Below are 14,949 nucleotides of genomic sequence, written 5' to 3'. Positions count from 1 at the left end.
TGCTTAAACCATTCATCTGTCCACATTCAGGAGCATTCGTTACCCCCCGACCCAGAGCCGACCCCATAAGAAAGTAAGGACCAGGCCCGTTGGCACCCTCGACCACGGGCTCATAAAAAATGCGTTTAAAAGCGGCAGTGCCCCCCGCGCTCCCCTCGGCACTGACAAGGTACTGGAATGGCTCGATCTTTCTTTGACGAAATGAATGACGCGCAAGGCGTTTGCCGCGCGCACTACCAGGATTTCTCCCGCTGGCTGGCCAACACGCCGCCGGAACTGCTGGCCCAGCGACGCCGCGAAGCCGATTTGCTGTTCCACCGCGCCGGGATCACCTTCACCCTCTATGGCGACGAACAGGACACCGAGCGCCTGATCCCCTTCGATATCATCCCGCGCAGCATCCCCGCCAGCGAATGGAGCGTGATCGAGCGCGGCTGCATCCAGCGGGTCAACGCGCTGAACATGTTCCTCGCCGACATCTACCACGACCAGCGCATCATCAAGGCCGGGATCATCCCGGCCGACCAGGTGCTGGGCAACGAGGGCTATCAACAGGCAATGGTCGGCCTCGACCTGCACCGGGGCATCTATTCGCATATTTCCGGGGTGGACCTGGTGCGCGACGGCGACGGCACCTACTACGTGCTCGAAGACAACCTGCGCACCCCCAGCGGCGTGAGCTACATGCTCGAAGACCGCAAGATGATGATGCGCCTGTTCCCGGAAGTGTTCGCCAAGCAGCGCATTGCGCCGGTGGACCACTACCCCAACCTGCTGCTCAAGACCCTGAAAAGCTCGAGCCGCCTGGACAACCCCAACGTGGTGGTGCTGACGCCGGGCCGCTTCAACAGCGCGTTTTTCGAACACGCCTTCCTCGCCCGGGAGATGGGCGTGGAGCTGGTGGAAGGCGCCGACCTGTTCGTCCACGACCTCAAGGTGTTCATGCGCACCACCGACGGCCCCAAGGCGGTTGACGTGATTTACCGGCGCATTGACGACGCGTTCCTCGACCCCGAGGCGTTCAATCCCGACTCGATGCTCGGCGTGCCCGGCCTGGTCGCGGCGTATTGCGCCGGCAACGTGGTGCTGGCCAACGCCATCGGCACCGGCGTGGCGGATGACAAGTCGATCTACCCCTATGTCCCGGCCATGATCCGCTTCTACCTGGATGAAGAGCCGGTGCTGCAAAACGTGCCGACCTTCCAGTGCCGCAAACCGGAGGAGCTGTCCCATGTGCTGGCCAACCTTGAGCACCTGGTGGTCAAGGAAACCCAGGGCTCCGGCGGCTACGGCATGCTGGTCGGCCCGGCGTCCAGCGCCGCCGAGATCGAGGACTTCCGCCAGCGCATCAAGGCCCGGCCCCACGCCTACATTGCACAGCCGACCCTGAGCCTGTCGACCTGCCCGACCTTTGTCGAAAACGGCATCGCGCCACGGCATATCGACCTGCGCCCCTTCGTGCTGTCGGGCAAGGAAACGCGCCTGGTGCCCGGTGGCCTGACGCGCGTGGCGTTGCGTGAAGGCTCGCTGATCGTCAACTCGTCGCAAGGCGGCGGAACCAAGGACACCTGGGTGGTGGAGGGCTGAGCATGTTGAGTAGAACCGCCGCAGACTTGTACTGGATGTCGCGCTACCTGGAACGCGCCGAGAACCTGGCGCGCATGCTGGAAGTCAGTTATTCGCTGTCGTTGATGCCCCAGGCCGGGCGCAGCGATGGGCTGGACGAACTGGCGATGTCACTGCTCAGCAGCGGCACCCTGGACAGTTACCTGGAGCGCCACACGCAACTGGACGCCGAACGCATGCTGCATTTCTTCGCACTGGATGAAGAAAACCCGGCGAGCATCTACAACTGCCTGCGCGCCGCCCGCAGCAACGCCCACGCGGTGCGCGGACGCATCACCGCCGACATGTGGGAAAACCTCAACGCCACCTGGCTGGAAATGCGCAGCATCGCCGCCGGCGGCCTGGCGCGACACGGCATCAGCCACTTCTGTGACTGGGTCAAGCAACGCTCGCACCTGTTTCGCGGTGCCACCTCCGGCACCATCATGCGCAACGACGCCTACAGATTCATTCGCCTGGGCACCTTTGTCGAACGTGCGGACAACACCCTGCGCCTGCTGGATGCGCGGTATGAGATGTTCGGTGAAGAGTCCGAGGAAGTCAGCGACCTGTCGGCACGCGGTTATTACCAGTGGAGCGCCCTGCTGCGCGCGTTATCGTCGTTCGAGGCGTATACCGAGTTGTACCCGAACGCCTTGAATGCACGCTCGGTGTCGGAGTTGCTGCTGTTGCGCAGTGATGTGCCGCGCTCGCTGCATGCGTGCATCGAGGAACTTAGCCATATCCTCGCCGACCTGCCCGGCAGCTACGGGCGCACGGCGCAGCGCCTGGCGGCGGAGTTCGAGGCGCGGCTGAGGTACACGGGCATCGATGAAATACTGGAAGACGGGCTGCACACACGGCTGACGGACTTTATCGACAGCGTGCGCGAGTTGGCGCGATCGATACAAAGCTCGTATCTGGAAGTGGTCTAAGCGCACCCCAGATCAAAACTGTGGGAGGGGGCTTGCTCCCGATGGCGGTGTATCAGCCAGCCTATTTGTAGCTGACCCACCGCTATCGGGAGCAAGCCCCCTCCCACATGGACCGCAGTCCACCTGTCAGGTATTGATCGACCACCATTTGGGCAACAACTGCCGCACCCGCGCCTCGCCAAAGCGATCATCGATCAACATCACCACCCCGCGGTCGTGCTGGCTGCGGATCACCCTCCCCGCCGCCTGCACGACTTTCTGGATACCGGGGTACAAATAGGTGTAGTCATACCCCGCGCCGAAGATCGCGCCCATGCGTGTCTTCATCTGTTCATTCACCGGGTTGAGCTGCGGCAAGCCCAAGGTGGCGATAAACGCCCCGATCAGGCGCGCACCGGGCAAATCGATGCCTTCGCCAAAGGCGCCGCCCAGCACCGCAAAGCCGATGCCCTGGCTGTGCTGGGTGAACTGGTCCAGAAAGGCCTGGCGCTGCGCCTCGGCCATGCCCCGCGACTGCAACCACAGCGCAATCTGCGGATGACGCTCGGCCATCAGCTGCGCCACCTGTTGCAGGTAATCGAAGCTTGAGAAAAACGCCAGGTAGTTGCCGGGTTGCTCGGCAAATTGCTGGGCGATCAAGGCCACAATGGGTTCCAGCGACGCTTGGCGATGCACGAACCGCGTGGAAATACGCTCGACGATACTCACCCGCAATTGCTCGGCCTGGAACGGCGATTCGACGTCGATCCAGGCGGTGTCCGTCGGCAGTCCGAGCAGGTCGGCGTAATAGTGGCGTGGGCTAAGGGTTGCGGAAAACAGCACGCTGCTGCGCGCGGCGGTCAACCGGGGCCGGATGAATTCGGCCGGCACCACGTTGCGCAGGCACAGGGTCGAGCTGCTGCGCTTGCCGCTGAACGTGCGCTTGCTGATGTCGAAGATGAAGTGCTCATTGAACAGCTCGGCCACCTTGGCAAATTGCAGCGCCTCGAAGTAGAAGGCTTGCAGGTCGCCATTGAGCGCTTCGGGATGGTCGTTGAAGTAATCGCCCATGGCGCTGGCACACAGGCTCAGGGCCTGGAGCAGCTTGTCGGGTTTGGCCGCGTAGGCCTGATACGGCGCGAGCTGGTCCTTGTGCAAGGCGTTCCACTCACGGTTCAGGCGCTGCAAGGGCTTTTTCAGCACCTCGGGCGCACTCTCGCGCAGGGTCTTGAGGCTGTACTGATCGAGGCTGGCGCTGTACATCGAACGCGCGCGCTCGACCAGGTTATGGGCTTCGTCCACCAGCACTGCGACGCGCCATTGGTTGAGCTGGGCCAAGCCAAAGAGCATCGCGCCAAAATCGAAATAGTAGTTGTAGTCGGCGACCACGACGTCGGTCCAGCGCGCCATTTCCTGGCTCAGGTAATACGGGCACACGTCGTGGGCCAGCGCCACCTCGCGCAGATTACGTTGATCAAGCAGGCGAACCCCGGACGCCGCCTGGCGCGCGGCGGGCAAACGGTCGTAAAAGCCCTTGGCCAGCGGGCACGAATCGCCGTGACAGGCTTTATCCGGGTGCTCGCACGCCTTGTCCCGCGCCACCAGTTCCAGCACCCGCAAAGGCAAGTCGGGGCTGCTGTCGTACAGCACTTGGGCGGCATCCAGCGCCAGCTTGCGACCGGGGGTTTTGGCGGTGAGAAAAAACACCGTGTCCAGTTGCTGTGGTGCCAGGGCCTTGAGCAGCGGAAACAGCGTGCCGACGGTCTTGCCGATGCCGGTAGGCGCCTGGGCCATCAGGCAGCGGCCGGTACTCACCGCCTTGTACACCGATTCGGCCAGCGCGCGTTGGCCGCTGCGAAACTCGGCATGGGGAAACGCCAGGCTCTGCGCGGCGCGGTTGCGCGCTTCACGGTGCTGCATCTGCTGGTGGGCCCAGCGCAGAAACAGCGCGCATTGCTGGTTGAAGAAGTGTTCGAGGTCGGGCGCGGCAAAGCGTTGCTTGAGCAGGGTTTCGCCCTCGCCGACGATATCGAAGTACACCAGCGCCAGTTCGATGTCATCGAGGCCGAGCTTCTGGCACATCAACCAGCCGTAGACCTTGACCTGGGCCCAATGCAGTTGCCGATGGTTGGCCGGCTGGGCCTGAAGGTCACCGCGATAGGTTTTTACCTCTTCGAGGCGATTGCTGTCCGGGTCATAGCCGTCCGCCCTGCCGCGTACCTTGAGTTGCTGATACTCGCCTTCGAGCGCCACTTCGTTCTGATAGTGGGCGCTGCGCCGCGATGCCACCGTGCGATGGCCGACGATGCCTTCCTGGGCGCTGGGCGATGGGGTAAAGCGCAAGTCCAGGTCACCGACCTTGGCCGTGAACTCACACAACGCCCGCACCGCAACGCTATAGCTCAAGCGGACTCTGCCCAGCGCACATAACAGACCGTGACCGGCATCTGGTACTCACCGCAGAATTCCAGCCAGCGCAGCTGGTTGTCCTGCAGGCGGTCGCCAGGGCCCTTGACCTCGATCATGCGGTAGGTTTTTTGCGCCGGCCAGAACTGGATCAAATCGGGCATCCCGGTGCGGTTGGCGCGGATGTCCAGCAGCAGCCGCTCGAACCAGTAGCGCAAATGTTCGGCAGGCAGGCACGTCAGGGCTTGTTCCAGCAGCTCTTCGCTGAGCAGGTTCCAGAACACAAAGGGCGATTGAATTCCCCATTTGTCCACGTAGCGTTGGCGGATGGTGGTTTTGTAGCGCTCGTCGCGCAGTTGCTCGAAGCACGCGCTGAACAAAGCGGCGCGGCGTTGCTGGAAGTCTTCGCTGTGCAGGTCGGCGGGCCCGCGCTGGAACGGGTGGAAAAACGCGCCCGGCAGCGGCGCGAAGATCACGTCCCAGCACAGCAGGCCGAACAGCGAATTGATCAGGCCATTTTCCACATAATGCACCGGCGCGTCCGGCTCGCTCAGATGGGCCTGCACGCAATATTCCACCGACATCAGCGGCTCGGGGAATGCCAAGGCGAGGTCCAGGCGCGTGAGGGCCCGCGGCTTGGCCTTCGCCACCTTCGGCTCACCCAGCTTGCGCCGCAGGCGCGGCACTACGCGCAGCAGGTGTTGCTGCTCGGCGGCGCTTTCCGGCGCCTGTTGCGCGGCGACGGCCAACGCCAGGGCGGGCGCATAAGCCTCCTGGCGCTCCAATACGCGGATCAATCGTGCGCGCGCGCCGGGATAGCTGCAGCCGCGATAGATCTGCTCGGCCAAGCCCAGTTCAGCGCTGCGTTCACAGCATTGGCCGATCTGGAACAGCAACTTGGCGCGGCGTTTTTCCAGCCAGGGGTTGTCGGTGTGCAAGCTGGCGATGTGGGCCAACACCGTTTCCAGCGCCTCACCCGCCTCAAACGCTTGCTGGCACTGGTGCAGGAACACACAGCCCTCCACGTCGGCGCGGCTGCGCAAGCCACGGGACTCGGCGCAGAACGGCACCTTCTCGTAGGTGTAGATGCCCAGGTCCGCCAGCACGAACTCCGACCAGTCCTGATAGAGATTGCCGAAAAACATCAGGCGCAGGCGGTCGCACAGCTCCATTACCGTAAGGCTGTAGAGCACGTCCTGCAGCTCGGGGCACCAACGGGCAAAGCTGCGGCGTTCACTGAACCGCGAAGCCAATGGCGCCAGCCAGTCGGATTTCCTGGCGTTGGGCTGGTCGATCCAGGGCTTGAAGGCCATGAGCAGTTCGCCTTTTTGCAGCAAGCCGAACAGCTCATCAAAGCCCAACAGGCATTGATCATCGACCCAACCGCTCGCCAGCAGTGGCTGCATGGCCGCATGGGGGCAGCCGATTTCCAGGTAATCGAGCTTTGCTCCACGAAAATGCACACCCTTGCGCATGACCATGCGTACCAATAACGCCTGGGACGCTTGCGGCAACCTGTCGAATTGCTGAATGAACTGCAATTCGTCCGGGTCGAGCAAATCGGCGTAGCGCTGCTGCAACCCAATCAGCACTTGGCGGAAGTTGTGCAGGTAATACAAGGGGTCTTCGAGGGGGTGGGCCATGGCGCAGAGCAATCAACTACTGGTTATGCATACAGAGTGCCGTTGCAAACGCATTGTTGCAATCGGTAATAGATAAATGGCGCCTGCAACTTTTTGCAAAAAAGCGATCAGATGTGGGAGCTGATCGCGTAACATTTATGCCCCGCAGCCAGACGCTGCGGGGCTTTTCAAGGTAAAGGTAAGGGTAATGAACATGAAGAATTTGGGTCTGCCGCTGGTTGCACTCACTTTTCTGGTATTGGCCGGTTGCTCCACGCAAACCGTGGTGACGTTGCAAAACGGCACACAGTATTTGACCAAGGACACACCCAACGCCAAAACCGCCGACGGCTTCTATGAGTTCACCGATATCGCTGGCAAGCGCATCCGCATCAAGGCCGATGATGTGGCGACGGTGCGCGAGGAAAAATAATCTCAGGCTGGCCTATACCAAATGTGGGAGGGGGCTTGCTCCCGATGACGGTATGACAGTCGACACATGAAGTGACTGGACCACCGCTATCGGGAGCAAGCCCCCTCCCACAGTTTTAACTGCATTCCAATAGTTAGCCGATCACAATCCCCTCCCCCGACAAACTGCTCACACCCACCAGTGTCACCGAGTCGGCGCCGAAGCTGATCACCGTATCGCCGCCCACCACCTTGGCGTGGTCACGATAATCCGTGCTGCCCCCTACCCCGTCGAACACCAGCTTATCCGTCGCCTGATAGCCGATCACCCGGTCATTGCCAAACTGCCCGCTGAACAGAAAGGTGTTATGCCCGCTGCTGTCGCGAATCGTGTCGTTACCTTTGCCACCCTCGATAAAGTCTGCGCCCTTGCCGCCCTGGATCAGGTCGTTGCCGTGGCTGCCGATAATGAACGTATTGCCCTGGTGCGCTTCGGCGTTACGGTTGAGGTCTTGCACCCAGGTGGTGGCCCGCGCCGGGTCGGACAGGTTGGCGACAATCACCGTGGAGTCGCGGGTCATCTGCTCGTAGAAGCCAGAGTCGAGGATGCGCGTCATGCCGTCGCCATAGCCGGTGGGCAAGTGCGATACCCAGGTCGGCAGGTTGAGGATGGAAAACGGCAGCGCGTTCCATAGCGTCGACGCGTAGTGGTCGTTGAAGCTGACGATATTATCGGTACTGGACGCGTGGGGCTTGTCGTGCACGCCAAACGACGACAGGTTGGAGGAGTAGCCATCCAGCGCACGGAATACCGGGTCATTTTCGTAGCCCACGTTCAGCACCTTGTCACCGGCACTCTGGGTCGGCGAGGCATAGGCCACGTAGTTGGAATCCTTGTAAAAGCTCGACCATTTGCTGTCGCTCAAGTCGGCCATGCTGTTGACCGCAAGCCCTCCCAGGCTGTGGCCGCTGACCACCACGTCGTGGCCGCTCAGGCCGTGGGCACCGGCATACTCGGCGACGTTCTTGAGCAGGCCGCCGAAGGCTTCGCCGGCGTAGTTTTTCGCATAGTCCTTGGGGCCGAGGGCAGCAAGCAGGTCGCTGACCAGGTCGCCGATGGAATCGGTGATCAAGTTTTCACGCGGCCCGGACGTACCGCGAAAACCGATACCGATCTCCAGCAACGTGCCCGCGTCATCGTACTTGCCCAGCACCTCGACCTGTGCGGTGGTGTAGCCGGGCTTCTCGCCGAAAAAGGTACCCCGCGCATCGACCTTGCCGGTGTAGCCGAGGGTGCTGGCGCTGATGGGCGTCCAGCCGGCCTGTTGCACCGCCTCTAACGCGGCTTTTTCCGAATCGGGGTTCCAGGGCAGGCCGGGAATCACCCCCTGGGAATCGGTGCTACCCAGCAAGGCCCCGACCAGCGTGGCCGGCAGGCCCAAGCCCAGGCCATTGTGCTGATACCCCACGGCGAAGCCGTTATCCAGGTTGTGGTAGGAATACAACGTGATCGCCATCGCATCGGCGAACAACGCTTTGGAGCCCTCGGTCCCGAGGTTTTTGTAGTCAAAGATACCCATGGCACTGCCTCTCTGTTGTTGGATTTGTAGAGAAAGCCAAAAAACCTGTTATCCGTTACCGACTGTAGGAGCGAGCTTGCTCGCGAAAAACTAAAAGGCGCCGCGTTTTTTCAGGTAGAGCGCGTCATCGTTGACGATCTTCGCGAGCAAGCTCGCTCCTACAGTGGTTTTTAAAGCCTTAGAACGCCCAGTCCAGGCTCAAACCAACGCCGTGCACCTTCTCCTTGCTGGCCAGCAAACCGTTGTAATCGAAGTTCACCCGCGCATCCTTGCTCAACGCCAGGCTCACCCGCGCACCGACCAGAGCGGCATCACGCACCATTGGCGCGCTTTCCACCGCGAACGAAGGGCCACCCGAGGCGAACGCCAGGTGCTGTTCGGAGTCGGTGCTGCTCAGGTTGAGCTGCCAGCCCAGGGTGCCGGACACTTCCAGTTGCTGGTGATCGTTGACATTGAAGGTCTTCAAGGCGCGCACACCCAGGGTGCTCAGCACCAGGTCGCGGCTGTCGTCGCCGCTTTTCAGCGCGGCGGCATCGCCCTTCTCGGTGAAGCCATCGGTGTCCAGGTGCACGTAGGCCAGGTTGGCGAACGGCTCCAGGGCCAGTGGTTGCAGGTTGATGCGGTATGCCGCCTCGGTGAACAGCTGGGTGCTGTGGGCATCGACCTTGGCTTTTTGCTTGCCGCTGACGTCACCGTATTGCAGGTCGCGCTTCACATCGGCGCGGTGCCAGCTGTAGGTGGCGCCGCCGCTCAGGCGCCAGGCGCCGATTTCATGCCCGGCATACGCGCCGAAGTGGTAGCTGTCGACCGACGCGCGGCTATGGGTATCGCTGCCCATGTTCAACGAGGTATCGCTGTAGCCCGCCACCAGGCCGATGCGTGTCGCGTCGTCGAGGGCACCGTCGACACCGGCGAGCATGCCGCCGATGGACGTGGTGTAGCCCGCTGTGTCGTTGCGGCTGTCGGTCTTGCCCCATGCACCCAGCGCCTTGACCCACACGTTGCCACGGCTGTCGATGGCCTGGCTGGTCGCGCCCATTTCACCGTTGCGCAGGCGCTCGCCGACCGCTTCGCGTACGTAGCGGCTGTCATTGACCAACGCCGTTTCCAACGCCGGATAGACTTCGCCGCTCAGTTGCTGGAACGCGCCTTGCGCCGAGGCCGCCGTCGGTGCCAGCAGCAAGCTTTCATACACCCCATTGCCCGCGCCCAATTGCTCGGCGGCGGCGGCGACGGCGCGTTGGTTCGGCGTAGCGGCCACACTGGCGAAGCTGTTGGTGCGTGCCACGTCCAGCTGCACACCATTGGCCGCGTAGTTCAAGGTGCCGCCAATGAACAGGTAGTCAGGCAGTACCGCACCAAAGCTGCCAGTGACGCCACCTGCGGCTTGCAGGATGTTGTACTGGCGGCCGATCAGGCTTTGCGCCTGGGTCGCGCTCAACAGGGTCGGACTGTTTTCCAGGGCCAGGGTCACGGTGCCGCCGTTCAGCGTGGCGGTGCCGCCGGCAACGATACGGTCGCTGCTGGTGGGTGACAATTCCACCGCGTAAGTCGAGCCCGGCTCGAAGGTGACATTGCCCGCCACGTTCAGCGTGCCGATGGAGTTGCCCGGCGCCACGGTGCCGCCGCTGTTTGCGCTCAGCGAACCGATGCGCCCGGAGCCACCGACGATGCCACTCTGGCTGACCGTCACGTCGGAGGTAACCGAGCCGTTGATCGCCAGCAACCCCTGGTTAACCAGGGTCGGGCCGCTGTAGGTGTTGGCGCCGGTCAGCACCAGGGCGCCAATGCCCTGCTTGGTCAGGCCACCATGCCCGGCGATGTCGTTGCTCCACACATCCAGCCCGCAATGCACGTCGTTGCACACGCGCTGGGTCGGTTTGCCGGCATCCACCACCGCGCCGATGCCCGGCAGGTCCGCGACGAACTGGCCAGTGCCATAGGCGCCGTCGATGCGAAACTCAGCCGGAATATCCTCGGCGGTAATGAACATCCCCGGGCCATTGACTGCCTTGCCCAGGTTGATCATGCCCCAGCCGTACAGCGAGTCGATGCCCGGCGCGCCGAGGTCGGTGGCGGTGGTCTTGAGCAGCGTGGAGATCTGGTCGCCACTCATGTACGGGAAGCGCTCCATCAGCACCGCCGCACTGCCGGCCACGTGGGGCGCGGCCATGGAGGTGCCGTTGAAGTTGGCGTAGTCGGTGGTGAGGTTGTCCAGGTTGGTGCCGTTGATGATCGAACTGAAAATCTTGGTGCCCGGTGCCGACACACAGAAACTCGCCGCATAGCCGCAGCGCGAAGAGAAGGTGCTGATCACGTACGGGTTGGCACTGCTGGTGTCCGGGTTCTGCTGCAGGGCCGCCACCGACAGCCAGTTCGGCGCAATGTCCGGCACGAAATACGCCAGGCCCGAAATGGCATCCGGGTTGTTGCGGTTGTAGTCGTTACCGGCGGCAAAGATGGTCAGCACACCGCTGCGGGCGGCGTCGATCGCACCTTGGTAAGCACCGCCGGCAATCGTGCCGAGAATCGGCCGGATGGTGTTGAACTGCGCCTGGGCTTCATTGACCGTGAAGTTGGGAAAGGCCGGATCGCGGCCGCCCTTGGCGTACTGGTCACCGATGCCAATGCCCCAACTGTTGTTGATGATCCGCGCGCCACTGGCCACCAGTGCATCCCAACCGGCTTTGTACACCGCACCATCGTTGCCCAGGATGATCCCGTCTTCCGGGCCTGGGTCACCGTTTTCGGCGCTGATGATCTGCGCGTTGAACGCCACGCCATGCATCGGTCCGCCGTCGCGGTTACCGGCCGCAATGCCGCCGACATGGGTACCGTGGTTGCCCAGCTTGCCATTGGAGCCCAGGGACGGCGTGCCGTCATAGCGAAACGCATCACCTGCCTTCACCGGGATATACGGGTCGGTGTATTGGCGGATGCCCTCGGTGACGATCGTCACCACTTTGTTGGGGCTGGCGAATTCCGGGTGCTGGGCATACACCGGCTGGTCGAAGATGCCCAGCTTGACGCCTTTGCCGGTGTAGCCCGCCGCATACGCGGTGTCGGCATGCACCGCGCCCAGGCCCCAATCGGCCTTGAACTCATTGCTGCGCCAACTGGCGGCGTCGCCCAGCTTGCCGGTTTCCACATAGGGTGCGGCCTGGGCGGTCCCCAGGCTTGCCAGGCAACACAACAACGCGCCGTATGGCACGCTGCTCAAGGCCTTGAGCGGATAGCCCGGGCCTGTGGGGATGGCGGTAGTTAACCCTGACTTGCGTTTTTTCACGGTGACCTTCCTTAGTTTTCTTATTGCCAGTATGTGAACCACTTCCCATGTGGGAGGGGGCTTGCTCCCGATGGCGATGTATCAGTCGGCACAACGGGCGTCTGACACGCCGCCTTCGGGAGCAAGCCCCCTCCCACAGTTGAACTGCGGTGTTTCCCCTAGAACTGCCAGTTCAGGCTCAGCCCCACGCCCTGGGTTTTCTCGCGTCCACCCAATTGGCCGTTGTAATCCAGGTTGACCCGCGTCGACGGGCTCAGCGCCAGGCTCGCCTGCACGCCCACCAGGGCCGCGTCGCGCAGCAACGGCGCGCTGCGCACGGCGAATGAAGGGCCACCTGCGACAAACGCCAGGTGTTCTTCGGATTCGACGGCAGTGAGGCTGTGTTGCCAGCCCAGGGAGCCCGACAGCTCAAGCTGCTGGTGGTCGTTCAACGCCAGGCTTTTCAACGCCCGCAGCCCCAGGGTGCCGAGCACCGCATCACGTCGATCACTGCCACGTTCCAGGGCCGCTGCGGCGCCTTTTTCGTGGAACGACTCACTGTCCAGGTGCACGTAGGCCAAGTTGGCAAACGGCTCCAGTGCCAGCGGCTGCAGGTGAATGCGGTAGGCGGCTTCGGTGAACAGCTGTGCGGTGCGCGCATCCAGCTTGGTTTTCTGCTTGCCGCTGACCTCGCCGTATTGCAGGTCACGTTTCACATCGCCACGATGCCAGCTGTAGGCACCGCCGACGCTCACCCTCCAGGCGCCCAGCTCACGCCCGGCATACGCGCCGAAGTGGTAGCTGTCGATGGACGCCGATGAATGCGTGCCGCTGCCCAGGCTCAAGGAGCTGTCGCTGTAGCCGGCGACCACGCCGATGCGGGTCTGTTCGTCGAGTGCGCCGTCGACCCCGGCCAGCAAGCCGCCGATGGAGGTAGTGGCGCCCGCCGTTTCACTGCGAGTGTCCGACTTGCCCCAGGCGCCCAGGGCCTTGAGCCACAGGTTGCTTTCACCGGCCACCGGCACATGGCGCAGACGTTCGCCTACCGCGTCACGCAGTTGGCGGCTGTCGTTGATCAACATCGCGTCCACGGCCGGGTAGATTTCACCGGACAGTTGCTGCAAGCCCTGTTGCGCCGTGGCAACCGAGTCCGACTGCAGCAGGCTTTCATACACCGGGTTGCCGGCGCCCAATTGCTCGGCGGCCGTGGCGACGGCGCGCTGGTTTCGGGTGGCGCCGACGCTGGCAAAGCTGGCGTCATTGCGCCCGACCGCCAATTGCACGCCGTTGGCGGCATAGTCGAGGGTGCCGCCGAGGAACAGGTAGTTCGGCAGCACTTGGCCGAACTGGCCCTGGATACCGCCGGCCGCTTCAAGGATCGAGTATTGGCGACCGATCAGGCTCTGGGCCTGGCTCTGGCTCAATAAGGTCGGGCTGTTTTCCAGGGCCAGGGTCACCGTACCGCCGCCGAGCACGGCCTTGCCGCCGGCGACAATGCGGTCGCTGCTGGTCGGGGTCAGTTCGACCGCGTAGGTAGAGCCTGCGCCCAGGTTCACATCCCCCGCCACCTGCAATGTGCCCACTGAATTGCCCGGCGCGACACGCCCGCCGTTGTTGACCGACAGCGCGCCGATACGCCCGGAACCGCCCAAGGTGGCGCTGTTATTGACGGTGACGGCCGAGGTCAACGAGCCGTTCACGGCCAGCAGGCCGCCGTTGACGGTGGTCGCGCCGCGATAGGTGCTGTCGCCGCTGAGCACCAGGCTACCCGCGCCGGATTTGATCAGGCTGCCTTCGTACACGCGATTCGCTGCAGCTTGATCGCGCGCGTTGCCCACGGCGTAGTCGGTCTGGTCCTGCTGGCTGGCCGTGGCACCCACGCCGTTTTGCCAGCCCTTATCGAGCAGGGTCTGCTGCCAGGCGCTGTGCTCGGCGCGGTCTTCTGCCTGACGCTGGAGCAATGCCTGGTCAGAAATACCATTGCTCCACACATCGCCCTGCCCGGCTGCCAGGTTCACGTCCATCGCACCGAGCAACTGCCCCGGCCCGTGCATCGCCCGGCCCAGGTCCGGTACGCCCCAGCCGACGATGGCGTTGGGCGCCTGGGTGATCGAGCCGTCGAGCTGGGTGGCGGTGGTCAACAGCACCTGCAGCGCCTGCTCGTTGGTCATGTAGGGGTAGCGTTCCATCACCAGCGCCAATGCGCCCGTGGCATGGGGCGCCGACATCGAAGTGCCGGATTTCACACCATAACCGCCGTCCGGGATGGTGCTGTTGATCAGCGCACCGGGCGTGGAAATACACCAGTACTTGGCGATGCCGCACTTGTTGTACTTCTGGTTGTTGGCTTTATCCAGCCCCGACACCGCCAGCCAGTGGCCTTCCAGTTCCGGCTGAAAGTAGGGCAACGCCGAGCGCACGCTGGCGTTCGCGTAACCGCTGTTGCCGGCGCTGAACACGTTGATCACGCCGGCCTTGGCCACGTCCGCCGCCGCGTCCAGCCAGGTGCCGCGGTTGTAGTGCTGGGCGTAGGCCGCGTGCAGGTCGTCCAGGGTCTGGTAGCTGACGTCTTTGGGCTGGCTGCCCCAGCTGTTGTTGATGGCGCGCACGCCGGAATCCACCAGGGCGGTGTACACCGCCTTGAAATACTTGGGGTCCGGGGTGGGGCCGAACAGGAAGCTGTCGTCGGCGTTGGTGTTGCCGACATACACCTGCGCGTTATACGCCACGCCGTGCATGCCCACGCCGTCGCGGGCCGCGCCCATGGTGCCGGTGACGTGGGTGCCGTGGGAGTCGTTGTTCGGGTTGAGCGCGCCGGTGGTGTTGAAGGCGCTGCCGTCGACGTAGGTGCCGCTGGCGGTGACCAGGTGGAAACGGTCTTTGGCCGCTTCGGGGTGATTGGTATCGAAACCCGAGTCCAGCGCACCGATTTTCACGCCATTGCCGCTGATTCCGGCGGCATAGGCTTCATCCGCCTTCATGCGCCCCAGGCCCCAGTCGCTCTGGTACTCGGCGGAACGCCAGCTGGCGGGATCACCCGGCTGGCCGGTTTCGGCGTATTGCGCCTGTGCCGCAACGGACAACAGCAGCAATGAGCCTGCGGTGAAAGGTTTGAAACGTGGTGAATCCGTGATCATCCGTACACT

General features: G+C 63.1%; 8 protein-coding genes. 3 read left to right on the top strand and 5 right to left on the bottom strand.

What is annotated here, in order from left to right; translation table 11 throughout:
- The first annotated feature begins 177 nt into the window (after positions 1-177).
- Together C4J93_RS13510 and C4J93_RS13505 are read left to right on the top strand one after the other, a co-directional pair.
- Positions 178-1,587, top strand: coding sequence for a circularly permuted type 2 ATP-grasp protein (locus C4J93_RS13510; protein WP_124362848.1), 1,410 nt, complete (start codon positions 178-180; stop codon positions 1,585-1,587).
- A 2-nt stretch (positions 1,588-1,589) separates the two neighbouring features.
- Positions 1,590-2,540 carry an alpha-E domain-containing protein gene (locus tag C4J93_RS13505; protein WP_124362847.1) on the top strand — a complete coding sequence of 317 codons (951 nt, stop codon included), beginning with the start codon at positions 1,590-1,592 and terminating at the stop codon, positions 2,538-2,540.
- 126 nt (positions 2,541-2,666) lie between these two features.
- Here the strand turns inward: C4J93_RS13505 and C4J93_RS13500 are convergent, their stop codons facing one another.
- Together C4J93_RS13500 and C4J93_RS13495 are read right to left on the bottom strand one after the other, a co-directional pair.
- Complete coding sequence (locus C4J93_RS13500; protein WP_124429602.1) at positions 2,667-4,925, bottom strand: ATP-dependent DNA helicase; 2,259 nt, start codon at positions 4,923-4,925, stop codon at positions 2,667-2,669.
- Positions 4,922-6,568, bottom strand: a complete 1,647-nt coding sequence (locus C4J93_RS13495) for a VRR-NUC domain-containing protein (RefSeq protein ID WP_124429601.1) — start codon at positions 6,566-6,568, stop codon at positions 4,922-4,924. Before C4J93_RS13495 ends, C4J93_RS13500 begins: the two co-directional genes overlap by 4 nt.
- 187 nt (positions 6,569-6,755) lie before the next feature.
- On the opposite strand from C4J93_RS13495, the gene C4J93_RS13490 reads away from it, so the two are divergent.
- Complete coding sequence (locus tag C4J93_RS13490; protein WP_124367036.1) at positions 6,756-6,980, top strand: YgdI/YgdR family lipoprotein; 225 nt, start codon at positions 6,756-6,758, stop codon at positions 6,978-6,980.
- A gap of 133 nt (positions 6,981-7,113) precedes the next feature.
- Here C4J93_RS13490 and C4J93_RS13485 read toward each other — a convergent pair whose 3' ends face one another.
- The 3 genes from C4J93_RS13485 to C4J93_RS13475 form a co-directional block, all read right to left on the bottom strand.
- Positions 7,114-8,538, bottom strand: coding sequence for a lipase (locus C4J93_RS13485; RefSeq protein ID WP_124429600.1), 1,425 nt, complete (start codon positions 8,536-8,538; stop codon positions 7,114-7,116).
- Positions 8,539-8,716: 178 nt separating this feature from the next.
- Complete coding sequence (locus tag C4J93_RS13480; RefSeq protein ID WP_124429599.1) at positions 8,717-11,824, bottom strand: autotransporter serine protease; 3,108 nt, start codon at positions 11,822-11,824, stop codon at positions 8,717-8,719.
- A 158-nt stretch (positions 11,825-11,982) separates the two neighbouring features.
- Positions 11,983-14,940 carry an autotransporter serine protease gene (locus tag C4J93_RS13475; RefSeq protein ID WP_124429598.1) on the bottom strand — a complete coding sequence of 986 codons (2,958 nt, stop codon included), beginning with the start codon at positions 14,938-14,940 and terminating at the stop codon, positions 11,983-11,985.
- Between the last annotated feature and the right edge of the window lie 9 nt (positions 14,941-14,949).

The sequence above is a fragment of the Pseudomonas sp. R2-37-08W genome, assembly GCF_003851705.1.
Taxonomy (GTDB): domain Bacteria; phylum Pseudomonadota; class Gammaproteobacteria; order Pseudomonadales; family Pseudomonadaceae; genus Aquipseudomonas.
The sequence above is the reverse complement of the archived record's forward strand: the minus strand, read 5'-3'. Positions and strand labels throughout refer to the sequence as shown.